This window comes from Burkholderia sp. BCC0322, assembly GCF_902833045.1.
Classification (GTDB): Bacteria; Pseudomonadota; Gammaproteobacteria; order Burkholderiales; family Burkholderiaceae; genus Burkholderia.
In genome coordinates this window covers 29,204-52,989 of sequence record NZ_CADFDU010000020.1, presented here as the reverse complement: position 1 = coordinate 52,989, position 23,786 = coordinate 29,204, and the positions used below count along the sequence as shown (strand labels likewise).

At 67.9% G+C, this 23,786-nt stretch carries 19 protein-coding genes; 9 read left to right on the top strand and 10 right to left on the bottom strand.

The genetic code is table 11. The features are described 5' to 3' along the window. Window positions 1–38 precede the first annotated feature (38 nt). Window positions 39–1,772, top strand: coding sequence for a ClcB-like voltage-gated chloride channel protein (locus tag HWX39_RS33420; protein WP_175971838.1), 1,734 nt, complete (start codon window positions 39–41; stop codon window positions 1,770–1,772). Window positions 1,773–1,872: 100 nt separating this feature from the next. Here the strand turns inward: HWX39_RS33420 and HWX39_RS33415 are convergent, their stop codons facing one another. Beyond that, window positions 1,873–2,493 carry a TetR family transcriptional regulator gene (locus tag HWX39_RS33415; RefSeq protein ID WP_175956151.1) on the bottom strand — a complete coding sequence of 207 codons (621 nt, stop codon included), beginning with the start codon at window positions 2,491–2,493 and terminating at the stop codon, window positions 1,873–1,875. 187 nt (window positions 2,494–2,680) lie between these two features. Here HWX39_RS33415 and HWX39_RS33410 point away from each other — a divergent pair, with 187 nt between their 5' ends. The 4 genes from HWX39_RS33410 to HWX39_RS33395 all read left to right on the top strand — a co-directional run bounded on the left by HWX39_RS33410 (window position 2,681) and on the right by HWX39_RS33395 (window position 9,662). Continuing rightward, on the top strand, window positions 2,681–3,790 hold the full coding sequence (locus HWX39_RS33410; protein WP_175971837.1) for an efflux RND transporter periplasmic adaptor subunit: 1,110 nt from the start codon (window positions 2,681–2,683) through the stop codon (window positions 3,788–3,790). Then, window positions 3,787–6,936 carry an efflux RND transporter permease subunit gene (locus HWX39_RS33405; RefSeq protein ID WP_175971836.1) on the top strand — a complete coding sequence of 1,050 codons (3,150 nt, stop codon included), beginning with the start codon at window positions 3,787–3,789 and terminating at the stop codon, window positions 6,934–6,936. The genes HWX39_RS33410 and HWX39_RS33405 overlap by 4 nt, the downstream gene beginning before the upstream one ends. Window positions 6,937–6,938: 2 nt before the next feature. Continuing rightward, the gene (locus HWX39_RS33400; protein WP_175971835.1) at window positions 6,939–8,513 is read left to right on the top strand and encodes an efflux transporter outer membrane subunit; all 1,575 of its coding nucleotides are present in this window, start codon (window positions 6,939–6,941) and stop codon (window positions 8,511–8,513) included. Window positions 8,514–8,633: 120 nt separating this feature from the next. Then, window positions 8,634–9,662 carry a MerR family transcriptional regulator gene (locus HWX39_RS33395; protein WP_175971834.1) on the top strand — a complete coding sequence of 343 codons (1,029 nt, stop codon included), beginning with the start codon at window positions 8,634–8,636 and terminating at the stop codon, window positions 9,660–9,662. An 8-nt stretch (window positions 9,663–9,670) separates the two neighbouring features. Here HWX39_RS33395 and HWX39_RS33390 read toward each other — a convergent pair whose 3' ends face one another. Together HWX39_RS33390 and HWX39_RS33385 are read right to left on the bottom strand one after the other, a co-directional pair. Beyond that, entirely contained in the window at window positions 9,671–10,201 is a 531-nt protein-coding gene (locus tag HWX39_RS33390) for a DUF4124 domain-containing protein (protein ID WP_175971833.1), read from the bottom strand. 72 nt (window positions 10,202–10,273) lie between these two features. Continuing rightward, a complete protein-coding gene (locus tag HWX39_RS33385) occupies window positions 10,274–11,671 on the bottom strand; it encodes a sigma 54-interacting transcriptional regulator (RefSeq protein ID WP_175971832.1) in 1,398 nt (465 codons plus the stop codon). 250 nt (window positions 11,672–11,921) lie between these two features. Between HWX39_RS33385 and HWX39_RS33380 the strand changes: the two genes are divergently transcribed. Genes HWX39_RS33380 through HWX39_RS33370 form a run of 3 tightly spaced genes read left to right on the top strand, consistent with a single transcriptional unit; the run spans window position 11,922 to window position 15,332 of the window. Beyond that, window positions 11,922–12,806: an MBL fold metallo-hydrolase gene (locus HWX39_RS33380; RefSeq protein ID WP_175971831.1), complete on the top strand. Its 885-nt coding sequence runs from the start codon at window positions 11,922–11,924 to the stop codon at window positions 12,804–12,806. 30 nt (window positions 12,807–12,836) lie between these two features. Continuing rightward, complete coding sequence (locus tag HWX39_RS33375; RefSeq protein WP_175971830.1) at window positions 12,837–14,507, top strand: bifunctional protein tyrosine phosphatase family protein/NAD(P)/FAD-dependent oxidoreductase; 1,671 nt, start codon at window positions 12,837–12,839, stop codon at window positions 14,505–14,507. A gap of 18 nt (window positions 14,508–14,525) precedes the next feature. After that, window positions 14,526–15,332, top strand: a complete 807-nt coding sequence (locus HWX39_RS33370) for a sulfite exporter TauE/SafE family protein (protein ID WP_175971829.1) — start codon at window positions 14,526–14,528, stop codon at window positions 15,330–15,332. 172 nt (window positions 15,333–15,504) lie between these two features. On the opposite strand, the gene HWX39_RS33365 is transcribed toward HWX39_RS33370, so the two are convergent. The 4 genes from HWX39_RS33365 to HWX39_RS33350 all read right to left on the bottom strand — a co-directional run bounded on the left by HWX39_RS33365 (window position 15,505) and on the right by HWX39_RS33350 (window position 19,586). Next, entirely contained in the window at window positions 15,505–16,326 is an 822-nt protein-coding gene (locus HWX39_RS33365; RefSeq protein WP_175971828.1) for an ABC transporter permease subunit, read from the bottom strand. After that, on the bottom strand, window positions 16,323–17,249 hold the full coding sequence (locus HWX39_RS33360) for an ABC transporter permease subunit (protein WP_111016956.1): 927 nt from the start codon (window positions 17,247–17,249) through the stop codon (window positions 16,323–16,325). The genes HWX39_RS33365 and HWX39_RS33360 overlap by 4 nt, the downstream gene beginning before the upstream one ends. Beyond that, on the bottom strand, window positions 17,246–18,406 hold the full coding sequence (gene potA / locus HWX39_RS33355) for a polyamine ABC transporter ATP-binding protein (protein WP_175971827.1): 1,161 nt from the start codon (window positions 18,404–18,406) through the stop codon (window positions 17,246–17,248). The genes HWX39_RS33360 and potA overlap by 4 nt, the downstream gene beginning before the upstream one ends. 85 nt (window positions 18,407–18,491) lie before the next feature. Next, window positions 18,492–19,586, bottom strand: coding sequence for a polyamine ABC transporter substrate-binding protein (locus HWX39_RS33350; protein ID WP_175971826.1), 1,095 nt, complete (start codon window positions 19,584–19,586; stop codon window positions 18,492–18,494). A gap of 424 nt (window positions 19,587–20,010) precedes the next feature. Here HWX39_RS33350 and HWX39_RS33345 point away from each other — a divergent pair, with 424 nt between their 5' ends. Then, window positions 20,011–20,214 (top strand): DUF1289 domain-containing protein, encoded by a 204-nt coding sequence (locus HWX39_RS33345; protein WP_021159754.1) that lies wholly within the window; start codon window positions 20,011–20,013, stop codon window positions 20,212–20,214. A 75-nt stretch (window positions 20,215–20,289) separates the two neighbouring features. Here HWX39_RS33345 and HWX39_RS33340 read toward each other — a convergent pair whose 3' ends face one another. The 3 genes from HWX39_RS33340 to HWX39_RS33330 all read right to left on the bottom strand — a co-directional run bounded on the left by HWX39_RS33340 (window position 20,290) and on the right by HWX39_RS33330 (window position 23,747). Next, on the bottom strand, window positions 20,290–20,931 hold the full coding sequence (locus HWX39_RS33340; RefSeq protein WP_175971825.1) for an OmpW family outer membrane protein: 642 nt from the start codon (window positions 20,929–20,931) through the stop codon (window positions 20,290–20,292). A 65-nt stretch (window positions 20,932–20,996) separates the two neighbouring features. Further along, window positions 20,997–22,187 (bottom strand): nitronate monooxygenase family protein, encoded by a 1,191-nt coding sequence (locus HWX39_RS33335; protein WP_175971824.1) that lies wholly within the window; start codon window positions 22,185–22,187, stop codon window positions 20,997–20,999. 123 nt (window positions 22,188–22,310) lie between these two features. After that, entirely contained in the window at window positions 22,311–23,747 is a 1,437-nt protein-coding gene (locus HWX39_RS33330) for an aldehyde dehydrogenase family protein (protein WP_175971823.1), read from the bottom strand. Between the last annotated feature and the right edge of the window lie 39 nt (window positions 23,748–23,786).

The following is a 23,786-nucleotide window of genomic DNA, read 5'->3' as shown; positions in this document are numbered from 1 at the left end:
CTTCGCGTCGTTTTCCATCGCCTTCTTTCAGTTCAGCCGTGCTCTCGTTCCTGCTGAAGCTGCGCACTCGCGCCCAAACGCTGTTCCGCCTGTCGGACGCCCATACGATGCTGATCTGGTCGGCCATCGTCGGCGTCGGCGGCGCCTTTGCCACGATGGCGTTCCGCGAAGGCATCGACCTGATGCAGCGCATGATCTCCGGGCACAGCGGCAGCTTCGTGCAGATGGCGAAGAGCCTGCCGTGGTACGTGCGGTTCTGGATGCCGGCCGCGGGCGGCTTCCTCGCCGGCTGCGTGCTGCTGCTCGCGACGCGCGACGACAAGAAGGCCGGCAAGACCGACTACATGGAATCGGTCGCGCTCGGCAACGGCATCGTGCCGGTCCGCCAGAGCCTGTGGCGCAGCGTGTCGTCGCTGCTGACGATCGGCAGCGGCGGCTCGATCGGCCGCGAAGGCCCGATGGTGCAGCTCGCGGCGCTCGCCGCGTCGCTCGTCGGCCGCTTCGCGCACTTCGACCCGCCGCGCCTGCGCCTGCTGGTCGCCTGCGGGGCGGCGGCCGGCATCACGTCCGCCTACAACGCGCCGATCGCCGGCGCCTTCTTCGTATCTGAGATCGTGCTCGGCACGATCGCGATGGAGAGTTTCGGGCCGATGGTCGTCGCGTCGGTCGTCGCGAACATCGTGATGCGCGAATTCGTCGGCTACCGTCCGCCGTACGAGATGCCGGTGTTTCCGGCCGTCACCGGCCCCGAGGTGCTGCTGTTCGTCGTGCTCGGCGCGCTGTGCGGCGTGCTCGCGCCGCAGTTCCTGCACCTGCTCGACGCGTCGAAGAACCAGTTCAAGCGGCTGCCGGTGCCGTTGCCCGCGCGGCTCGCGCTCGGCGGCCTCGTCGTCGGCGTGATCTCGGTGTGGACTCCGGACGTGTGGGGCAACGGCTACAGCGTCGTGAACCATATCCTCCATTCGCCATGGACCTGGCAGGCGCTCGTCGCGGTGCTCGTGTTCAAGGTGATCGCCACCGCCGCGACCGCCGGCTCGGGCGCGATCGGCGGCGTCTTCACGCCGACGCTGTTCGTCGGCGCGGTGTTCGGTTCGTTGTTCGGGCTCGTGATGGAAGCGCTGTGGCCCGGCCATACGTCGGCGTACTTCGCGTATGCGATCGTCGGGATGGGCGCGTTCATGGCGGGCGCCACGCAGGCGCCGCTGATGGCGATCCTGATGATCTTCGAGATGACGCTGAGCTACCAGGTCGTGCTGCCGCTGCTGGTGTCGTGCGTGTTCGCGTATTTCGTCGCCCGTGCGACGGGCACGACGTCGATGTACGAGATCACGCTGCACCACTACCAGGACGCGCAGGAGCGGATGCGGCTGCGCACCACGCAGATGCGCGAGCTGATCCAGCCCGCGCAGACGGTCGTGCCGCTCTCGGCGAGCGTCGCGGACATGACGCGCGTGTTCCTCGAATATCCGGTGAAGTACCTGTACGTGACCGACGACGCCGGGCGCTTTCGCGGCGCGGTCGCGCTGAAGGACATCACGTCGGACCTGCTCGACAAGCGCGACACGACCGACAAGACGGCCGCACACTACGCGCACACGCCGTTTCCGCTCCTCACGCCCGACATGCCGCTGGCCACCGCGCTCGAACGCTTCATGGCGTTCCAGGGCGAACGGCTGCCGGTGATCGAGAGCGAGGCCGAGCCGACGCTCGCGGGGGTGGTCTACAAGACGTCGCTGCTCGACGCGTATCGGCGGATGACGGGCGAGCGCTGACGCGCGTGGCGCGGCGCGCGCCGCACCGCTTCATCGCATGCCGCCTGCCGTCTGCCGTCTGCCGCGGGCGAGCACGACGCCCGTGCACCCGCCGCCCCGCTCAGTCCGGCGCGCGGCCCAGCACGACCCGCGCGAAGAACCCGGCGAGCACCGCTTCGGCCGAGTCGGCCGACACATGCTGCGGATCGGCCGTGTAAAACGACTGCACACCGTCGCACAGGCACATCAGGCCGAACGCGAGCGTCTCGGCCGGCAAGAGCAGCGGCGTGCCCGCGCGCTCGGCGAAGCGCTGGATGAACTCGGCCATCTGCAGCCGCTTGGCGTGCAGGAACTGGTTGAAGCGCACGCGAAACTTCGCGTCGCGCGCCGCTTGCAGCTTCGCCTCGCCCCATAGCAGCGAATATTCGTCGTCGCGAAACAGCGTCCGGTAGTACGCGAGCGCCATCGACTCCATCTGCTCGCGCGGGCCGCCTTCCTCGAAGATCGCTTCGAAATCGGCCCGCACCGAATCATGGTCGCGCGCGAGCAGTTCGAGCAGCAGTTCCGACTTGCTGCGGAAATTCGAGTAGAACGCACCGCGCGTAAAGCCCGCCGCGGCCGCAATGTCCTCGACGCTCGCGGCCACAAAGCCTTTCTTCAGAAAAATACGATGCGCGGCATTCAGCAGACGTTCGCGCGTCTGGTCCCTGCTCTGCTCGCGGGTTAAGCGCTGAGGTTTCATGGCGCGCAGTCTAGCACCAATCCCCTTTCGGATTCATCTTTGCATTCAGATACAGGTGTGTATTAGAATTCGCCACAGTTTCTGAAAGATGGTGTCCGCGCGCCCGTGCCCGGCGCCGCTCGGGGCAAGCGCCCGCCGCGCTTGCCGGCTTCGTTCCGCTCTCGCTCTCACCTCATCTGGGGGTTTCGTGAATCGCTCCGGTTCCCGCGCCGCGCTGTTGGTCGGCGCCGCGCTCGTCCTCGCCGCCTGTCATCCGAAAGAATCCGCGCCGCCCGCGCCGCGCCCCGTCGTCGCACTGCCCGCCCATGCCGACGGCGCCGCCGTCGCCAGCACGCTCCCCGGCGAGATCCAGCCTCGCTATGCCACCCCGCTGTCGTTCCGCATCGCCGGCAAGATCATCGAGCGCAAGGTACGCCTCGGCGATACGGTCAAGGTCGGCCAGGTCGTCGCGCTGCTCGATCCGTCCGACGTCGAGAAGAACGCCGCGAGCGCGCAGGCGCAACTCGATGCCGCGACGCACAGCCTCGCGTTCGCGAAGCAGCAGCTCGACCGCGATCGCGCGCAGGCGCGCGAAAACCTGATCGCCACCGCGCAGCTCGAGCAGACCGAGAACAGCTACACGTCGGCGCTCGCGCAGCACGACCAGGCGCAGCAGCAGCTCGCGCTCGCGAAGAACCAGCTCCGCTACGCCACGCTCGTCGCCGATCACGCGGGCACCATCACCGCCGAACAGGCCGATACCGGCCAGAACGTGTCGGCCGGCCAGGCCGTCTACCAGCTCGCGTGGTCCGGCGACGTCGACGTGATCAGCGACGTGCCCGAGGCCGCGCTTGCGTCGCTCACGCCCGGCCACGCGGCTAGCGTCACACTGCCGTCGCTGCCGGGCCGCTCGTTCGCCGCGAAGGTGCGCGAAATCGCGCCGGCCGCCGATCCGCAAAGCCGCACCTATCGCGTGAAGCTCACGCTCGCCGCGCCCGATCCGGCAATCAAGCTCGGCATGACGGCCAGCGTCGCGTTCGACGGCGCGCCGGCCGCCGGCGCCGCGCCGTCGATCACGCTGCCCGCGACCGCGCTGTTCCACGATGGCCAGCAACCGGCCGTATGGGTCGTACGCACGAAGGACGACACGCTCGAGCTGCGCCGCGTCGACGTCGCGCGCTTCAACGAGCGCACGGTGACGGTGTCGCACGGGCTGCAGCCCGGCGAACGCGTGGTGCTGCAGGGTGTGCACACGGTCAGCGCGGGCGAGAAGGTACGCGCGATCGCGCCGCTGCATCCGGAGGACTTCGCATCGTGAGCGTTTCCTACGAAGAAGGCCGCTTCAACCTGTCGGCGTGGGCGCTGCGCCACCAGGCGCTGGTCGTCTACCTGATCGCGCTCGCGACGCTCGCGGGCATCCTCGCTTACACGCGCCTCGCGCAGTCCGAAGACCCGCCGTTCACGTTCCGCGTGATGGTGATCCGCACGTTCTGGCCCGGCGCGAGCGCGCGGCAGGTGCAGGAACAGGTGACCGACCGGATCGGCCGCAAGCTGCAGGAAACGCCGGCCATCGACTTCCTGCGCAGCTATTCGCGCCCCGGCGAATCGCTGATCTTCTTCACGATGAAGGATTCGGCGCTCGTGAAGGACGTGCCCGAGACCTGGTACCAGATCCGCAAGAAGGTCGGCGACATCGGCTATACGCTGCCGCCCGGCGTGCAGGGCCCGTTCTTCAACGATGAATTCGGCGACGTCTACACCAACATCTGGACCCTCGAGGGCGACGGCTTCACGCCCGCGCAGCTGCACGACTACGCCGACCAGCTCCGCACCGTGCTGCTGCGCGTGCCGGGCGTCGGCAAGGTCAACTATTTCGGCGACCCCGACCAGCGGATCTTCATCGAGGTCAACAACGCGCAGCTCACGCGCCTCGGCATCTCGCCGCAGCAGCTCGGGCAGGCGATCAACGCGCAGAACGACATCTCGTCGGCAGGCACGCTGACGACCGCCGACGACCGCGTGTTCGTGCGGCCGAGCGGCCAGTTCGACAACGTCGGCGCGATCGCCGACACGCTGATCCGCATCAACGGTCGCACGTTCCGGCTCGGCGATCTCGCGACGGTGACGCGCGGCTACGACGATCCGGCCGTCACGCAGATGCGCGCGAACGGCAAGGCAGTGCTCGGCATCGGCGTCACGATGCAGCCGGGCGGCGACGTGATCCGGCTCGGCAAGGCGCTCGACGAGGAATCGAAGGACCTGCAGGCGCAACTGCCGGCCGGCCTCAAGCTGACGCTGGTATCAAGCATGCCGCACGCGGTCGCGCATTCGGTCGACGACTTCCTCGAGGCCGTCGCGGAAGCGGTCGCGATCGTGCTGGTCGTGAGCCTCGTGTCGCTCGGCCTGCGCACCGGGATGGTGGTCGTGATCTCGATTCCCGTCGTGCTCGCGGTCACCGCCCTCTTCATGTACCTGTTCGACATCGGGCTGCACAAGGTGTCGCTCGGCACGCTCGTGCTCGCGCTCGGGCTGCTCGTCGACGATGCGATCATCGCGGTCGAGATGATGGCCGTGAAGCTCGAGCAGGGCTACACCCGCGCACGCGCCGCCGCGTTCGCCTATACGAGCACCGCGTTCCCGATGCTGACCGGCACGCTCGTTACCGTGTCGGGCTTTCTGCCGATCGCGCTCGCGAAATCGAGCACCGGCGAATACACGCGCTCGATCTTCGAGGTGTCGGCGATCGCGCTGATCGCGTCGTGGTTCGCGGCGGTCGTGCTGATCCCGCTGCTCGGCTTCCACCTGCTGCCCGAGCGCAAGCGGCAGGCGCACGAGGCGCACCTGCCCGACGACCACGAGCACGACATCTACGACACGCGTTTCTACCGGCGGCTGCGCGGCTGGATCGACTGGTGCATCGAGCGGCGCTTCGTCGTGCTGCTGATCACGGGCGCGCTCTTCGTCGTGGCGATGATGGGTTTCTCGCTCGTGCCGCAGCAGTTCTTCCCGAGTTCCGATCGCCCCGAACTGCTGGTCGACCTGCGGCTGCCCGAAGGCGCATCGTTCGCGGCGACGCTGCGCGAGACCGAACGCCTCGAGAAAGTGATCGACAAACGCCCCGAGATCGATCATTCGGTGAACTTCGTCGGCAGCGGCGCGCCGCGCTTCTACCTGCCGCTCGACCAGCAGCTTCAGTTGCCGAACTTCGCGCAGTTCGTGATCACCGCGCACTCGGTGAAGGACCGCGAGAAGCTCGCGACCTGGCTCGAAACCACGTTGCGCGAGCAGTTCCCGGCCGTGCGCTGGCGGCTGTCGCGGCTCGAGAACGGCCCGCCGGTCGGCTATCCGGTGCAGTTCCGCGTGAGCGGCGACAGCATCGCGACGGTCCGCTCGATCGCCGAGAAGGTCGCGGCGACGATGCGCGGCGACGCACGCACGGTCAACGTGCAGTTCGACTGGGACGAGCCGGCCGAGCGTTCGGTACGCTTCGAGATCGACCAGAAGAAGGCGCGCGAGCTGAACGTCACGTCGCAGGACGTCTCGAGCTTCCTCGCGATGACGCTGTCCGGCACGACCGTCACGCAATACCGCGAGCGCGACAAGCTGATCGCGGTCGACCTGCGCGCGCCAAAGGCCGACCGAGTCGATCCCGCGAAGCTCGCCGGCCTCGCGCTGCCGACCCCGAACGGCCCGGTGCCGCTCGGCTCGCTCGGCCGCTTCAAGCCGACGCTCGAATACGGCGTCGTGTGGGAACGCGACCGCCAGCCGACCATCACCGTGCAGTCGGACGTGCGCGCCGGCGCGCAGGGCATCGACGTCACGCATGCGGTCGACGCCAAGCTGAACACGTTGCGCGCGCAACTGCCGGTCGGCTATCAGATCAACATCGGCGGCTCGGTCGAGGAAAGCGCGAAGGCGCAGAAATCGATCAATGCGCAAATGCCGTTGATGGCGATCGCCGTGTTCACGCTGCTGATGATCCAGCTGCAGAGCTTCTCGCGCGTGCTGATGGTCGTGCTGACCGCACCGCTCGGGTTGATCGGTGTGGTTGCCACGCTGCTGCTGTTCGGCCAGCCGTTCGGCTTCGTCGCGATGCTCGGCGTGATCGCGATGTTCGGGATCATCATGCGCAACTCGGTGATCCTCGTCGACCAGATCGAACAGGACATCGCGGCCGGCCACCGGCGTATTGACGCGATCATCGGCGCGACCGTGCGGCGCTTCCGCCCGATCACGCTGACGGCCGCGGCCGCCGTGCTCGCGCTGATCCCGCTGTTGCGCTCGAACTTCTTCGGGCCGATGGCGACCGCGCTGATGGGCGGCATCACGAGTGCGACCGTGCTGACGCTGTTCTACCTGCCCGCGCTGTATGCGACGTGGTTCCGCGTGAAGCGCGACGAACGCGACCCGCAGGACGGCCCGCCGCCTCGCGGCGGCACGCCGGCGGCGCCGTCGGGAGCCTGACCATGGATCGATCGATGAACCTGAAAACCCAAGCCGTGCGGGCACTCGCCGTGGCGAGCCTCGCCGGCCCGCTCGCGGGCTGCGCCTGGTTCGCGCCGAGCGGCGAGCCGCCCGCGATGCCGTCGCCCGCGCATTACGGCACCACGCCGCAAGCCCAGCAGACCGTGTCCGCGCAAGGCGTCGCACAGCAGTTCGAGGTCGGCGCGCAACCGGTGCCCGACTGGTGGAAGCAGTACCGCTCCGACGCGCTGAACGCGCTCGTCGACGAAGGGCTGCGCAACAGCCCGACGTTGAGCGCGGCATCGCACTCGCTCGATGCCGCGCGCGAACAGTTGCGCGGGCAGATCGGCAGCTCGATGCTGCCGTCGATCGACGCGGGCGGCCAGGCCACGCGCCAGCGTGCGCTCGGCGTGCCGATTCCCGCGCTCGGCGCGCCGACGCTGTTGTACGACACGTTCGTCGGCCAACTGCAGGCGAGCTACACGATCGACCTGTTCGGCGCGTCGCGTTTCGCGAACCGTGCGCTGGCGCGGCGCGTCGACGTCAGCGCGTTCCAGCTCGAATCCGCGCGGCGCGCGCTGGCCGCGAACATCGTCACCGCGTCGATCACGGTATCGGTGCTCAACGCGCAGATCAGCACGACCGAGCGGCTCGTCGCGCTCGCGAACGACCAGGCGCACGATGCCGAACGCCGCTACGCGCTCGGTTCGGCCTCGCGCAGCGACGCGCTGAACGCACGGCAAAGCGCCGACACGTTCGCGGCGAGCCTGCCCGCGCTGCGCCAGCAGCGCGACTCGGCGCGCCATGCGCTCGCGGTGCTGATCGGCCGCACGCCCGACCAACCGCCGGCCGATCTCACGCTCGCCGACCTGCACCTGCCCGAGCAAGTGCCCGTCGTCGTGCCGTCCGACCTGCTGCAAAGCCGCCCGGACATCCAGGCAGCCGACGCGGGGCTGAAGGCCGCCGCGGCCGAAGTGGGGCTCGCGACCGCGCAGATGTTCCCGCAGCTGTCGCTGTCGGCCGCGATGGGCAAAGGCGGCTTCAGCTGGCCGGCGATGCTGTCGGGCGCCGGCGCGATCTGGAACGTCGGCGCGTCGCTGAGCCAGCCGATCTTCCATGGCGGCGCACTGCTCGCGCAGCGCCGCGCGGCGAAGGCGACCTACGAGGCCGCCGTCGACCAGTACAAGCAGGCCGTGCTCGGCGCGTTTCAGAACGTCGCCGATTCGCTCGCGGCGCTCGAGCATGACGCGGAGGCGCTCGACGCGTCGTCGCGTGCCGCACTGTCCGCGCGCGGCGCGTACGACGACGCGGCGGCCCGCGTGCGGCTCGGCGCGCTGCCACCGTCGGCCGCGCGCGCCAGCGAGCTGCAGTACCGCAACGCGCGGCTCGACGAGATCCGCGCGACCGGCGCGCGGTTCGCGGATACTGCGCGGCTTTACCAGGCGATGGGCACGCCGCCGGTCGACCAGGCCGGCCGGTCCGGCCGGTCCGGCAAGACCGACCCGGCAGCCGGCGACGCCGCAACCGGTCAGCAAGCGCGCGCCGCCACCGCGGGCGCCCCGCCTTCGCCGCAATAAGCCGGCCCTGCCGTCGGGTGCGCGCGGCATTTCCCCGCGCACCCGATTCCCGATCTTCCGCTTGACCCTCACGTAGCGTAACGTTCGAGACTCCAGTGTGCGACCCGAACGGAGGAACGAATGCGACTGAAAGTGGGAGAACTGGCGAAACGCAGCGGGCTGACCGTCCGCACGCTTCATCACTATCACGCGATCGGTCTGCTGACGCCTTCGGCGCGCGCCGACAACGGCTACCGGCTGTACGACCGCCACGACATCGCCCGGCTCCACCAGATCCAGGCGCTGCGTCGCTTCGGCCTGTCGCTCGCCGAAATCGGCGACCACCTGAACCAGCCCGACACCCCGCTCGTCGAGATCGTCGCGAAGCAGATCGCGCTGCTCGACCGTCAGCTCGCGCAGACCGCGCAGCTGCGCGAACGGCTCGTGAGCCTGCACGCGCAGCTCGCCGCGGGCACGGAGCCGGAGCTGGCCGATTGGCTCACCACACTGGAGTTGATGACCGTGTACGACAAATATTTTTCCGCGGAAGAACTCGCGCGCCTGCCGATGTACCAGAAGAGCCAGGCGGGCGACGCCGAATGGATCGCACTCGTCGACGAGGTGCGTGCGCTGCACGATGCGGGCGTACCCGCCGAGGACGAACGCACCCGTGCGCTCGCCAGCAGCTGGATGTCGCTGCTCGTGCGCGACACGAACAACGACCCGCGGCTGCTGGCGAAGCTGAACCTGATGCACGAGCACGAACCGGCGATGCAGTCGAAGATCGGCATTTCGACCGCGCTGCGCGACTATGTGCTGCGCGCGTCGTCGGAAACCAAGATGCGGATCTTCGAGAAGTATCTCGCGCCGGACGAGATTCGCTTCATGCGCGCCCACTACGGTGAAAGCGCGATGGCATGGCCGCAACTGATGGGCGACGTACGCGACGCGATCGATGCGGGCGCCAGGCCGGATTCACCGGAGGGCCGCGCGCTCGCGCAGCGCTGGCTCGCGCTGTTCTGCAGCTATGCCGGCAACGATCCGGCCACGCATGCGAAATTCCGCCAGGCGCTGATGAACGAGCCGTCGCTGACGCAGGATTCGTGGATCGACGACACGCTGATCGGCTTCGTGCGGGAGGCGATGGCGCAGCTCGCGCCTGCGCGTTGAGTGCGCGCCTATCGATAGTCGCGCACGCTGATCCCGTGCCAATGCTTCGTCATGTAGCGCAGAAACGCGGGTTGGGCTTTCAGGTCCGCATTCGGCACGGGCGCCGCGCCGCCGTCCATGAACTTGCCGTTGACCGTGACGGTTTCCTCGCCGCGGAGCACGTACTTCGTGCCCTGGTCGACCAGGAAGTACTTGACCTGGTCGGCACTGACGTCGCCGCGGCAGCCGATCTTGTACGCGAACAGGAACTGCTTGCGGCCGTTGCCGAGCAGGTCGCGCATTTCGATCGACGCGGGCACGACGTCGAGGATCACGTCGACCGGGCAGGCCTTCACGTAGTCGCGTACGGTCCAGTCGGGCCGGCCGTCGAGCGTCGCGGCCACCTTGAGTTCGACGTCGTCGCCGGATTCGGTCCTGGCGAGCGTCACCGCATGGGCGCCGGCCGCGTCGGTCCATGTGTATTGGGCGGCGGCTTGTGCCGGATTGCACAGCGCAGTGGCCGCAAGAAACAGACCGGGCGAAAGGAAGCGTGTCTTCATCGTTGACGTGGAGGCAGGATCGAACGCGCCATTATCGACAAAGCCGCCTGCCGCTGCCAGCCGCCCTCCCGTTCAGCGCTCGCGCGATCCGAGCCCGAGCGCTTTCATCCGCCGGTACAACGTCCGCTCGCTCATGCCGACCTGTTCGGCGAGCGCCTTGCGCGTGCCGTCGAACGTGTGCGCGATCCGCACCAGCTCCGCGTCCGACACGCCGCGCGCATCGGCCGTATGGTCCTGCGGCGCCGCCGATGCGGCGACCAGCTCCGCTGGCAGGTGCTCGATGCGGATCGTCCCGTCGTCCGCGAACAGGCACGCGCGCTCGAGCACGTTGCGCAGCTCGCGGATGTTGCCCGGCCATCCATACGCTTCGAGGCACGCCCGTGCGGGCTCGGTCAGCACGAACGGCCGGGCCGCGAACGGCCGGGCGCTCGCGTCGCCCGCGCCGGTACGCGCATTCGCGATCCGCCGCAGGATCGATTCGGCCAGCAGCGCGACGTCGCCGCGCCGGTCGCGCAGCGCCGGCAACGGAATCGGAAACGCGTTGATCCGGTAATAGAGATCCTGCCGGAACCGGCCGTCGTCGATCATCTCGCGCAGCGGCTTGTGCGTGGCCGCGACGAGCCGGAAATCCGCGCGCAGCGCCTCGACGCCGCCGACGCGCCGGAACGTGCCCGACTCGATCAGCCGCAGCAGCTTCACCTGCATCGGCAGCGGCACGTCGCCGATCTCGTCGAGAAACAGCGTGCCGCCCTGCGCGGTCTCGACGAGGCCCGGCTTGCGCTGGTTCGCGCCGGTGAACGCGCCCTTCTCGTAGCCGAACAGTTCGCTCTCGAACAGCGTCTCGGCGATCCCCGAGCAATCGACGACGACGAACGGCCCCATTGCGCGGTCGCTCGCCTCGTGCAGCGCGCGGGCGAACAGTTCCTTGCCGGTGCCCGATTCGCCGAGCAGCAGCACCGGCAGCATCGAGGGCGCGACGCGCTGCAATGCGCCGAGCGCCGCATTGAACGCGTCCGCGCCGCCGACGAGCCCTTCCGCACTCGGCTGCGCGGACGCGCTGCGCACCGTCGTCAGCCGCTCGACGTACGCGATCACGTTGCCCTGCGCATCGAAGATCGGCCGCAATTCGACGTCGACATGCTCGGGGCCGCGCGGCGTGTGGTGGATGTGCAGCACGCGGTTCAGCCCGCGCGATTCGAGCGCCTGCTTCATCGGGCAATGCTCGCCGGCCTGGTCGCACGGCACGTCGTAGTGATGCGAGACCTGGAAGCAGTGCCGGCCCACGTGCTCGACGCCCGCGACGCCGAACTGGCGCCGGTACGCATCGTTCGCCGCGAGGATGCGGTAGTCGGGATCGACGACGATCATCGGCTGCGGATCCTGCTCGAGATACGCGACGAGCGCGCGCACGTCGGGCATGACGTCGCGGCGCGGCGCGGGGACGATCGGGATGGTGTCGTGCGGATTCATGCGGACGCTCGGTGTAGGGGCTGCCTGACGAACTGCCACGCAGACTGCCAATTCTGCCACGGCACTGCCAGTTGTGGCAGTTCACCGTGGCGAACCGGTGCCGCCGACACCTGCGCATCGCCGCGGTTGCACCGAAAATCCGAGCCGAATCAAGTCCCTGGCAGATCGGCCGGTACCACGATGCAGGCTGGCACGCTTCTTGAGTTACCGATCCCGATTGCAGATGCAGAACCTGATCGAGGATACCCCCGTGAGCAACGCCCCCACGCTGTCGGTCGAAGGCTTTTTCGACCCGGCGACCCACACCGTCAGCTATCTGCTGCTCGATACCGCGAGCCGCGCATGCGCGCTGATCGACAGCGTGCTCGACTACGACCCTAAATCCGGCCGCACGCACACGGCGAGCGCCGACCGGCTGATCGCCCGCGTCGCCGAACTCGGCGCGGACGTTCACTGGCTGCTCGAAACCCATGTGCACGCCGACCACCTGTCGGCCGCACCGTACCTGAAGGAACACGTCGGCGGCCAGATCGCGATCGGTTCGCACGTGCGCCGCGTGCAGCACGTGTTCGGCACGCTGTTCAACGCAGGCCCCGGCTTCGCGCACGACGGCCGCCAGTTCGACCGGCTGCTCGACGACGGCGACACGCTCGCGCTCGGCGCGCTGACGATCCGCGCGCTGCATACGCCGGGCCATACGCCAGCATGCATGACCTACTGCGTCGACGATGCGACGCAGCACGCGGCATTCGTCGGCGACACGCTGTTCATGCCCGACTACGGCACGGCCCGCTGCGACTTCCCCGGCGGCGACGCGCGCACGCTGTACCGCTCGATCGCCCGCGTGCTCGCGCTGCCGCCCGACACGCGCCTGTACCTGTGCCACGACTACCAGCCGGGCGGCCGCGACGTGCGGTTCGAGACGACCGTGGCCGAGCAGCGCCGCGCGAACGTGCACGTGAAGGACGGCGTGACCGAGGACGATTTCGTCGCGATGCGCACCGCACGCGACGCCACGCTCGCGATGCCCGTGCTGATGCTGCCGTCCGTGCAGGTCAACATGCGCGCCGGCCACCTGCCCGAGCCCGAAAACAACGGCGTGCGCTACCTGAAGATCCCGCTCGACGCGATCTGAGCGCCGCCGCCCCCAACCGAGAACCCCGACATGACCACCATCCGCAAGCTGACCGACACGCTGTCGGTCTCGCCGCAGATCGCGGCGGCCGACCTGCCCGCGCTTCACGCAACCGGCATCCGCGCGATCATCTGCAACCGCCCCGACGGAGAAGGCCCCGACCAGCCGACCGTCACCGAGATCCGCGCGGCCGCCGTGCCGCTCGGCATCGACGTGCACTACCTGCCGGTCGATACGGGCAAGGTGACCGACGACCAGGCCGCGCAGTTCGGCGCGCTCCTCGCGTCGCTCGAAGGCCCGGTGCTCGCGTATTGCCGCAGCGGCACGCGCTCGGCCACGCTGTGGGCGCTGTCGCAAGCCGGCCTGCGGCCGCTGAACGACATCGTCGCGACGGCCGGCGCAGCCGGCTACGACCTGCGCGCGCTCGCCTCGCGTGTCGTGCAAGGCGGCAGGCAGGCGGCACCGGCCGTCGATGCGCGGCACGACATCGTGATCGTCGGCGCGGGCGCTGCCGGCATCGCGGTCGCGTCGAGCCTGCTCGCGCGCGATGCGTCGCTCGACATCGCGGTGATCGACCCGGCCGACGTCCACTACTACCAGCCCGGCTGGACGATGGTCGGCGCGGGCGTGTTCCGGCCCGAGACCACCGCACGCCGAATGACCGACGTGCTGCCGCGTGGCGTGCAGCGGATCCAGGCCGCCGTCGCGGGCTTCGAGCCCGACGCGCACACCGTCGTCCTCGACGGCTGTCGCCGCATCGGGTATCGCAAGCTCGTCGTGTGTCCGGGGCTCAAGCTCGACTGGCACGCGATCGAAGGGCTCGCCGACACGCTCGGCCGCAACGGCGTCACGTCCAACTACCGCTACGATCTCGCGCCGTACACGTGGGAGCTCGTGCGCGCGTTCCGCGGCGGCAACGCGCTCTTCACGCAACCGCCGATGCCGATCAAGTGCGCGGGCGCGCCACAGAAGGCGATGTACCTGTCGTGCGATCACTGGCGGCGCGCGGGCCGCCTCGAAGCCGCGAACGTCGAGTTCCTGAATGCGGGCGCCGCGCTGTTCGGTGTCGCCGACTACGTGCCCGCGCTGATGGAGTATGTGAAAAGCTATGACATCGCGCTGTCGTTCGGCCACAACCTCGTGTCGATCGACGGGCCCGCGCGCCGCGCGACGTTCGCGCGCGCGCTGCCGGACGGCGGCAAGGAAACCGTCGTGCGCGCGTTCGACATGATCCACGTCGTGCCGCCGCAGAAGGCGCCCGACTTCGTGCGTTCGAGCCCGCTCGCCGACGCGGCCGGCTGGATCGACGTCGATCCGGCGACACTGCGCCACAAGCAGTTTCCGGACATCTACGCGCTCGGCGACGCCACCAACACGACCAATGCGAAAACGGCCGCGGCCGCCCGCAAGCAGGCACCGGTGGTGGCACACAACCTGCTCGCGTCGCTCGGCCACGCACACGGCGACGCCGCGTACGACGGCTATGGCTCATGCCCGCTCACGGTTGAGCGCGGCAAGATCGTGCTCGCCGAATTCCTGTACGGCGGCAAGGTCGCACCGACCTTCCCCGCGTGGCTGATCGACGGCAAGCGTCCGTCGCGCCTCGCGTGGCTGCTCAAGGAACGCGTGCTGCCGCCGCTCTACTGGAAGGCGATGCTCAAGGGCCGCGAATGGCTCGCGAAGCCCGCGATCGCACGTTGACCGGAGCGCGATGACGTCATGCTGATTTCCCTCGTACTGGGCGGTTTCGTCGGCGCCGTGCTCGGCCTGACCGGCGCCGGCGGTGGCATCCTCGCGGTGCCCGCGCTCGTCGTCGGCATGGGCTGGCCGATGCAGCAGGCCACGCCCGTCGCGCTCGTCGCGGTGGCGGGCAGCGCCGCGCTCGGCGCGCTCGAAGGTTTCCGCCGCGGGCTCGTGCGCTACCGCGCGGCGCTGCTGATGGCCGTGGCCGGCGTGCCGCTGACCACGCTCGGCGTACGGCTCGCGCATGTGCTGCCGCAACGCCTGCTGCTCGCGCTGTTCGCGCTGACGATGCTGGTCGTCGCCGGCCGCCTGTTGTTGCAGGCGCTGCGGCACGCGCCGGTCGACGCGGCAGCGTCGCCGCTGTGCGTCGGCCGCGTGAATCCCGATACGGGCCGGCTCGTCTGGTCCTGGCCGGTCGGCGTCGCGCTTGCGTCGACCGGTGCGATGACGGGCCTGATGACGGGGCTGCTCGGCGTGGGCGGCGGCTTCGTGATCGTGCCGATGCTGCGCAAGTTCACGAACGTGTCGATGCACGGCGTCGTCGCGACGTCGCTGATGGTGATCGCGCTCGTCGGCACCGGCGGTGTCATCGCCACGCTCGTGTCGGGCACGCGCGCACCGCTCGACGTGACGTTGTGGTTCACCGTCGCGACCGCGCTCGGCATGGCCGCCGGTCGCGGCGCGTCACGCCACCTCGCCGCCCGGCACGTGCAGGCCGGATTCGCGGCCGTGCTCGTGTGCGTCGCGCTCGGGCTGCTGGCGAAGGCGGCGTTCCACGCATGAGGCGGCCACGGTCGGGCACGGACATCGAACCCATGCCGTGGCGCTGGCGCCCTTCGTCCGTCGCAATCGCATCCTGACCGGCGCCGATCCGCACGCAGCGCCACCCAACAAAACGCCCGGCCCGACTCGTCGTCGGCACCGGGCGTTTTCCATGGCGATCATGACCTGAACGTCAGGTCGCGAACCCCGCCATCCGCTTGCGCTCCTGCCGCAGCATCACGAAGTTCGCGATCACGACGCCGGCCGTCACCGCAACGATGAACAGCGTCGCGAGCGCGTTCATTTCCGGGTTCAGCCCGAGGCGCACGCGCGAGAACACGACGAGCGGCAGCGTCGTCGAGCCGGGGCCCGACAGGAACGCCGACAGCACGAGGTCGTCGATCGACAGCGTGAACGACAGCAGCCAGCCCGCGATCAGCGCCTGCGAGATCAGCGGCAGCGTGATCGTGAAGAACACTTTCAGCGGCGTCGCGCCGAGATCGAGCGCGGCCTCTTCCAGCGACGGATTCAGCTCGCGCACACGCGACTGCACGATGATCGCGACGTACGAGATGCACAGCATCACGTGGCCGAGCCAGATCGTGAAGATGCCGCGCTCGGCCGGCCAGCCGATCCACTTCGCCAGCTCGATGAACAGCAGCAGCAGCGAGATCCCCTGGATCACCTCGGGGATCACGAGCGGCGCGTTGATCATCCCGCTGAACAGCGCGAAACCGCGAAAGCGCCCCATCCGCGCGAGCACGAAGCCGGCCCACGTGCCGATGAACACCGACGCGAACGCGGTCAGCACGCCGATCTTCAGCGACAGCCACGCGGCGGTCAGCAACTCGTCGTCCTCGACGAGCGCCGAGTACCACTTGAACGAGAAACCCGACCACACGGTGACGAGCTTCGACTCGTTGAACGAATAGACGATCAGGCTGATGATCGGGATGTACAGGAACGCAAAGCCGGCAAACAGCGCCGCGAACTGCAGGTAACGATTCGGCTTCATCGACGGCCCCCCTGCTCCTTCGCCTGGAAGTGCTGGAACATCGCCATCGGCACGAGCAGCAGCAGCACCATTGCGCAGGTCACCGCCGACGCCATCGGCCAGTCTGCGTTGTTGAAGAACTCATTCCACATCACGCGGCCGATCATCAGCGTGTTCGCGCCGCCGAGCAGCTCGGGAATCACGTACTCGCCCACCGCCGGGATGAACACGAGCAGGCAGCCCGCGATGATCCCGTTCTTCGACAGCGGCAGCGTGATCTGCACGAACGCCTTCCAGGGCTTGGCGCCCAGGTCGTACGCGGCTTCGAGCAGGCGCAGGTCCATCTTCACGAGGTGCGCGTAGAGCGGCATCACGAGGAACGGCAGGTACGAATAGACCATCCCGATGTACACCGCGTAGTTGGTGCGATACAGCTCGATCGGCGTATGCGTGAGGCCGATCCACATCAGGAAGTTGTTCAGCAGCCCGTTGTTCTTCAGGATGCCGATCCACGCGTACACGCGGATCAGGAACGACGTCCAGAACGGCAGCATCACGCCCATCATCAGCAGGTTGCGGGTCGCCGGGTTCGAGCGCGCGATGTAGTACGCCATCGGATAGCCGATCAGCAGACACAGCAGCGTCGTCACGGCGGCCACCCACACCGAGTTCACGTAGGTCGCGAAATACAGGCTGTCGGTGAACAGGAACGCATAGTGCGACAGGTTCAGCGCGACGTGCACGACGCCGTCCGCGTACGACGCGAGCTCCGTGTACGGCGGGATGCCGAGCTGCAGTTCCGCGAAGCTGATCTTGACGACCAGCACGAACGGCACGAGGAAGAACAGCACGAGCCACGTGAACGGCCCGGCGACGACCGCCGTGGCGCCCGTCAGGTTGAAGCGCCGCACCGGCCACTCGAGCAGGGACTTGAACGCGCTCATGACGTCAGCACCACGCCGGCCGTCGCGCTCCAGCGCACGTAGATCTCGTCGCCGAGCGCCGGTGTGTCGAGCTCCGAAATCGCGAGGCTCGACACGTTCGCGATCACCGTCTTGCCCGCATCGAGCTTCACGTGATACAGCGAATAGCCGCCCATGTACGCGACGTTGCTGATCCGGCCGCGCGCCCAGTTGAACGCGCCTTCGGGCGGCTTGCGCGTCAGCGCGATCCGTTCGGGGCGCACCGACACCGTGACCGGCATCCCGAGCGGGCCCGAAATCCCGTGGCTCACGTACAGCCGGCTCGGCAGCTCCGGCGACTCGATATACACGTGGTCGGGTTCGTCCTCGACCGTCACGCCGTCGAACAGGTTCGTCGAGCCGATGAATTCGGCCGAGAAGCGGCTGTTCGGATATTCGTACACTTCGTTCGGCGAGCCGATCTGCACGATCTGCCCTTCGCTCATCACCGCGAGGCGATTGGCCATCGTCATCGCCTCTTCCTGGTCGTGCGTGACCATGATGCAGGTGACGCCGACCTTGTTCAGGATGTTGACGAGCTCGATCTGCGTGCGCTGGCGGATCTGCTTGTCGAGCGCGGACATCGGCTCGTCGAGCAGCAGCAGCTTCGGCCGCTTGACCAGCGAGCGCGCGAGCGCGACGCGCTGCTGCTGGCCGCCGGACAGCTGATGCGGCTTGCGCTTCGCGTACTTGCTCATCTGCACGAGTTCGAGCGCCGAAGCGACACGCTCCTTCAGCTCGGCCTTCGGCGTGCCTTCCTGCTTGAGACCGAACGCGACGTTCGACTCGACCGACATGTGCGGGAACAGCGCATACGACTGGAACATCATGTTCACGGGCCGCTTGTACGGCGGCATCTGCGCGAGGTCCTCGCCGTCGATCAGGATCTTGCCCGACGTGACCGTCTCGAGGCCCGCGAGCATCCGCAGCAACGTCGACTTGCCGCAGCCCGAGCTGCCGAGCAGCGCGAACAGCTCGCCCTGGCGCACGGTCAGGTTGACGCTGCGCACGGCTTCGGTGTCGCCGAACTTCTTGACGACGTCGACGATCTGGACAAAGTTCTCGGCGCGCGCATCGGCGCCGGAGGAGGAAACGGAGGACGATGCGCCCGCGACCGGCGCACCCGACTGGCTATTCATGATGTGCTGCTTCTCTCCTGCGTTGAACGAACAAAGCCCCCGGGGGCACCAGGGGCTTCATGACTGCTGGGAACATCGGCGCGTATCAGCGGCCCGACTTCAGCTCGGTCCACAGACGCGTCTGCAGACGCTGGACTTCCGGCGGCAACGGCTTGAGCAGGAACAACGTCTTCACGACGTCGGCCGGCGGATAGACGGCCGGGTCGTTCGCGACGTCGGGCCGCACGTACTTGCGAGCCTCGGCGTTGGCGCTCGGGTAGTACACCGCGTTCGTGATCGCCGCGTGGACCTTCGGGTCCTCGATGTAGTTGATCCACTCGAGGGCCGCTTCCTTGTTCTTCGCGTCCTTCGGAATCGCCATCACGTCGAACCAGACCGGCGCGCCGCCCTTCGGAATGTAGTACTCGATCTTGTACGGCTTCTTCGCCTCGATCGCGCGATGCTTCGCGATCACGACGTCGCCCGACCAGCCGAACGCGAAGCAGATGTCGCCGCCGACCAGGTCGTTGATGTAGCCCGACGAGTTGAATTGCGTGATGAACGGGCGGATCTTCTTCAGCACGTCCATCGCGGCCTTGTAGTCGGCCGGGTTCGTGCTCATCGGATCCTTGCCGATGTAGTGCAGCGCCGCCGCGAACATCTGGTCGGGCGCGTCGAGCACCGACACGCCGCAGCTCTTGAGCTTCGACAGGTTTTCCGGCTTGAACAGGATGTCCCAGTTGTCGAGCGGGACCTTGCCGAGCGCCTGCTGCGCCTTCGTCAGGTTGTAGGCGAGACCGGTCGTGCCGTATGCCCAGGGCACCGAGTACTTGTTGCCCGGGTCCGCGCCGGCGACGAGCGCCATCAGTTGCGGATCGAGGTACTTGAGGTTCGGCAGCTTCGACTTGTCGAGCGGCGCGAAGATGCCGGCGGCGATCTGCTTGCCCGCGTAGTTGCTGGTCGGCACGACGATGTCGTAGCCCGAGCTGCCCGTCAGCAGCTTCGCCTGCAGCGTGTCGTCGCTGTCGTAGTTGTCGTAGCGGACCTTGACCCCCGTCTGCTTCTCGAAGTTCGGGATCGTGTCCTTCGCAATGTAGTCCGACCAGTTATAGACATTGAGCTGCGTATCCTTCGCCGCTGCCGCCGATGCACCCACGCACAGCGCGAGCGCTGCGAACCGGCCCACTACCTTTGCTTTCATCCCGTTCTCCCTCCGGCCGGACCGTGTGTCCGGCTGCCGTCTGCCTCGTCATGGCGGCGCATTCTGGCGCGCCGCCCCTCGAAAACCCCGAAAACTACCATCATTCGCGCGCCGTCACAAAAAAATCATACCGATGTCGCGCAAACGGAACAGATTCCCGCCGCCGGCCAGGCTGGCCGCCCGTGCGGCGGGGTGTTCCCGGGGAATTCTATCGGGTAATCGGCGGCTGTCCACCGGGAAAAACGGGCGGCGGCGAAACCGCGTGCGCCGGCCGGCTGCGAACCGCCTGGCGGCTGTGCCCGAACCCGGCCGCACTGTCGAGTCACGGCACCGGTGCGGCATGCCGGCCGCACCCGTCCGACCGCCCGCCCGCCCGCGATGCATTAAAATGGCGGCTGACGATTCAACTGCGCGCACCCTTCCGATGGCCTCCAATCTCCACGACCTTCCCGACAGCCCCTGCATCGGCGTGTGCTCGACCCTCTTCGACGAAGTCTGCAAGGGCTGCGGCCGCACGGCCGCCGAGGTGTCGAACTGGGTGTTCCTGAGCGACGACGAAAAGCGCGCGGTGTGGGAGCGCATCCAGCGCGAAGGCACCGCGATGCGCTTCCAGTACGACAAGCTGTAAATCCGCCGCGCATAAAAAAAGCGGCATGCCGACCGCCATGCCGCCAACCCCAACTCTGTTCTTTTCCGAACGCGCCTAGAACTTCATCCCGACGCCCACCCCGACGATCAGCGGATCGATGTGCAGCGTGCCGATGCCCTTGTCGCCGAGCGTCGCATCGGTGCTCATCCAGATCTTCTTCACGTCGACGTTCATGAACACCTTCTTCGTCAACTGCACGTCAACGCCGAACTGCAGCGCCGGGCCGAAGCTGCTCTTGTTGATCGACACGCCCTCCCCGCCGACGTTGAGCCCGTTGTTGTAGAAGTACGTGTAGTTCACCCCCGCGCCGACGTACGGACGCACCTTGCCGGCGTGGTTGAAGTGGTACTGCAGCAGCAGCGTCGGCGGCAGCACGCCCACGCCGCCGAGATTGCCGAGGCTCGACGTCAGCTGGTGCCTCGACGTGCCGAGGATCAGCTCGACGCCGAGGTAGTCGCGGATCATGTACGTGAAGTCGAGCTCGGGCACGATCGCGTTGTTCACGCCGACGTTCAGCGCGCCCAGCGTATCGCTCGCGCGTTCGTTCGGCTGGATGCTGATCGCACGCAGCCGGACCAGGACGTCGCCCTGGTTGATGCCGTCGCCGGGAGAGGCCGCGTGCGACAGCGAAGGCATCGCGGCGAAAGCAGCCGCAACGGCGGCAGCGACAACACAAGTTCGAATCGTTTTATGCATGGTACGGACCCCCAAAGAATGGTTTCCATTCTCCTCGTAGGGTCTTTTCGTCATGTTGATATCCGTCAAGCCAGCGTAAACGTGGGACGGTTTGCCGCAGGCTCGGTCGCACAGCCCGTCAGCAGCAGATCGAGCAAATCGCGCACGCTGCGGATCGCACGACCGAACGGCAGCGCTTCGCGGCCACGGAAGAACAGCCCGTTCGCGACGTCGCCGCGCAATGCAGCCGCGAGCCGCGTATCGATGCAGAAATGGCCGAACTTCTCGATGCCGTCGCGCAAGCCGCATACGCTCAGGCATTCGAGCGCGGTCGGGCAACGCTGCTTCAGCGCACCGAGCTTGGTGCGGATGCGCGTCTCGTTGCGCAGGTAACGATCGAGCCACGGCGTCTTCACCGCACGTGCAGGCAGCCCCGTCACGCTGACGAATTCGACGATGTCGTCGGGCGTCGCATCAGCCAGCACGCGCTTGAAGTGCGGATGCGCATCGCCTTCTTCCGTCACCGCGAACGGTGTCCCGACCTGCACGCCGTTCGCGCCGGCCTCGAGCGCCGCGCGCACCGCGTCATGACTGTTGATTCCGCCCGCAACGATCAACGGAATCGTTTCGCGCGCGAGCCCGAGCGATGCCATCACCTGAGCGGTTTCGTCGAGCACGCGCGCGAAATCGAATCGAAGGTCGTGCATGTCGTCGATCTGCGTGACGCCGAGATGGCCGCCCGCATGCGCCGGATGCTCGATCACGATCGCGTCGGGCAGGCGCCCCTTCTTCATCCACTTCTTCAGCACGAGCGCGATCCCGCGGCTGTCCGACAGGATCGGGATCAGCGCGATGTCGTGTCCTTGCGTCAGGTCGGGCAGGTCGAGCGGCAGGCCCGCGCCCATCACGATCGCGTCCGCGCCCTCGTCACACGCCACCCGCACGTAGTCCGCATGCGCGCTCACGGCCTTCATCACGTTGACCGCGATCATCCCGCGCCCTTCGCTGTAGGTCTTCGCAAGGCGGATCTCGCGTGCGAGCGCCTCGAGGTTCGCGGCCTCGAGCGTCGCGCGATCGGGTTGCGCGCGGCAACGCGCGAGCAGGTCCGCATGATGGTGACGCAGGTCGATGCTCGCGATCGTGCCGACCGCGCCTTCGCGCGCGACGCTGCCCGCCAGCCGGTGCGCGGAGATACCGACGCCCATGCCGCCCTGCACGACGGGCAGCAAGGTGCGGCCGCGAATCGTCAGCGGCGGAAAGGAAGTGCGTACGGTCATCTGAAACCTCATCGGAACATCGGAACCGCGATGATCGACGATCCACCGACGCGCACCTTGACGGCCGTCAATAAAAAAACGGCACGCGAGCGTGCCATTTCCGGTTCGGGCCGTGAGAAACGCTCAGGCCGGCTTCGCGGGCTTGAGCTGCATCGACTTGTACTCGAGATATTCCTCGAGCCCGTACACGCCGTTCTCGCGGCCGTGCCCCGACTGCTTGTAGCCGCCGAACGGCGCGGCCATGTTCCACGTGCCGCCGTTGATGTCGACCTGCCCGGTACGGATGCGGCGCGCGATGCGCATCGCGCGTTCGTCGCTGCCGGCCCACACCGCGCCGCCGAGCCCGTACGGCGAATCGTTCGCGATTCGCACGGCCTCGTCTTCATCGCGATACGTGATGATCGACAGCACGGGCCCGAAGATTTCTTCCTGCGCGATCGTCGATTTCGGGTCGACCCGGCCGAACACGGTCGGCTTCACGAAGAAGCCCTTCGCGAGCCCTTCCGGCATGCCCGTGCCGCCCGTCACGAGTTCCGCGCCTTCGTCGATCCCGCGCTGGATGTAGTCCTGTACACGCTGCTGCTGGACAGCCGATGCAAGCGCCCCAAGGCGCGTCGCATCCTGCCGCGGATCACCGGCGACGTAGGTTTCGGCCGCCGCCTTTGCGATCTCGCGCGCCTCTTCGTAGCGCGCTTCCGGCACCAGCATCCGCGTGTGCGCCGAGCAGGTCTGCCCCGCGTTCAGGTAGCACGCGTTGACGGTGCCCTTCACCGCCGTCGCGAAATCGGCATCGTCGAGGATCACCGACGCCGACTTGCCGCCCAGTTCGAGCGCGACGCGCTTGACGCCCGCGGCCGCCAGCTCGGCCACGCGCTTGCCGGCGCGCGTCGAGCCGGTGAACGACACCATGTCGACGTCCGGGTCGGTGGCCAGCACCTCGCCGACCACCGGGCCGTAGCCGCACACGAGGTTGAACACGCCGGCCGGCAGCCCGGCTTCGTGAATCGCTTCGGCGAGCATGAACGCGTTGAGCGGCGCGACTTCGGACGGCTTCAGGACGACCGTGCAGCCGGCTGCGAGCGCCGGCGCGACCTTCAGCGTCACCTGGTTGAGCGGGTAGTTCCACGGCGTGATCGCCGCGACGACGCCAACCGGCTCGCGCACGACGAGCGAGTTGCCGACCTGTGCCTCGAACTCGAACGACTCCGCAAGCTTCGCGTACGCCTTCCAGTTGTAGATCGGGCCGCCGACTTGGATCGCACGCGACAGCTTGATCGGCATCCCGACTTCGCCGGTGATCGACTGCGCGAGTTCCTCGCTGCGCGCCTGCAGATGCTCGACGATCTTGCGCAGGTAGCCCGCGCGCGTCGCGGCGGGCGTGGCCGCCCAGGCATCGAAGGCTGCGCGCGCCGCGCGGATCGCGTCCTGCGCGTCGGACGCGACGCCTTCCGGAATCCGGCCGATCACGGCTTCGGTGCCCGAGTCGATCACGTCGATCGTGCCGGTGCCGGCCGGTTTGCGCCACGCGCCGTCGATATAGAACTGGTCGTAGATTTTCATCGCTTTCCGCCTCCAGGAAAGCCGACATTCTAGCGAGCG

Bases quoted from the DNA above. Each gene is read 5' to 3' on its own strand.
- HWX39_RS33415 (WP_175956151.1), bottom strand. From the start codon at position 2,493: ATGAAACCTCAGCGCTTAACCCGCGAGCAGAGCAGGGACCAGACGCGC.
- HWX39_RS33400 (WP_175971835.1), top strand. From the start codon at position 6,939: ATGGATCGATCGATGAACCTGAAAACCCAAGCCGTGCGGGCACTCGCC.
- HWX39_RS33395 (WP_175971834.1), top strand. From the start codon at position 8,634: ATGCGACTGAAAGTGGGAGAACTGGCGAAACGCAGCGGGCTGACCGTC.
- HWX39_RS33390 (WP_175971833.1), bottom strand. From the start codon at position 10,201: ATGAAGACACGCTTCCTTTCGCCCGGTCTGTTTCTTGCGGCCACTGCG.
- HWX39_RS33385 (WP_175971832.1), bottom strand. From the start codon at position 11,671: ATGAATCCGCACGACACCATCCCGATCGTCCCCGCGCCGCGCCGCGAC.
- HWX39_RS33375 (WP_175971830.1), top strand. From the start codon at position 12,837: ATGACCACCATCCGCAAGCTGACCGACACGCTGTCGGTCTCGCCGCAG.
- HWX39_RS33370 (WP_175971829.1), top strand. From the start codon at position 14,526: ATGCTGATTTCCCTCGTACTGGGCGGTTTCGTCGGCGCCGTGCTCGGC.
- HWX39_RS33365 (WP_175971828.1), bottom strand. From the start codon at position 16,326: ATGAAGCCGAATCGTTACCTGCAGTTCGCGGCGCTGTTTGCCGGCTTT.
- HWX39_RS33360 (WP_111016956.1), bottom strand. From the start codon at position 17,249: ATGAGCGCGTTCAAGTCCCTGCTCGAGTGGCCGGTGCGGCGCTTCAAC.
- potA (WP_175971827.1), bottom strand. From the start codon at position 18,406: ATGAATAGCCAGTCGGGTGCGCCGGTCGCGGGCGCATCGTCCTCCGTT.
- HWX39_RS33350 (WP_175971826.1), bottom strand. From the start codon at position 19,586: ATGAAAGCAAAGGTAGTGGGCCGGTTCGCAGCGCTCGCGCTGTGCGTG.
- HWX39_RS33345 (WP_021159754.1), top strand. From the start codon at position 20,011: ATGGCCTCCAATCTCCACGACCTTCCCGACAGCCCCTGCATCGGCGTG.
- HWX39_RS33340 (WP_175971825.1), bottom strand. From the start codon at position 20,931: ATGCATAAAACGATTCGAACTTGTGTTGTCGCTGCCGCCGTTGCGGCT.
- HWX39_RS33335 (WP_175971824.1), bottom strand. From the start codon at position 22,187: ATGACCGTACGCACTTCCTTTCCGCCGCTGACGATTCGCGGCCGCACC.
- HWX39_RS33330 (WP_175971823.1), bottom strand. From the start codon at position 23,747: ATGAAAATCTACGACCAGTTCTATATCGACGGCGCGTGGCGCAAACCG.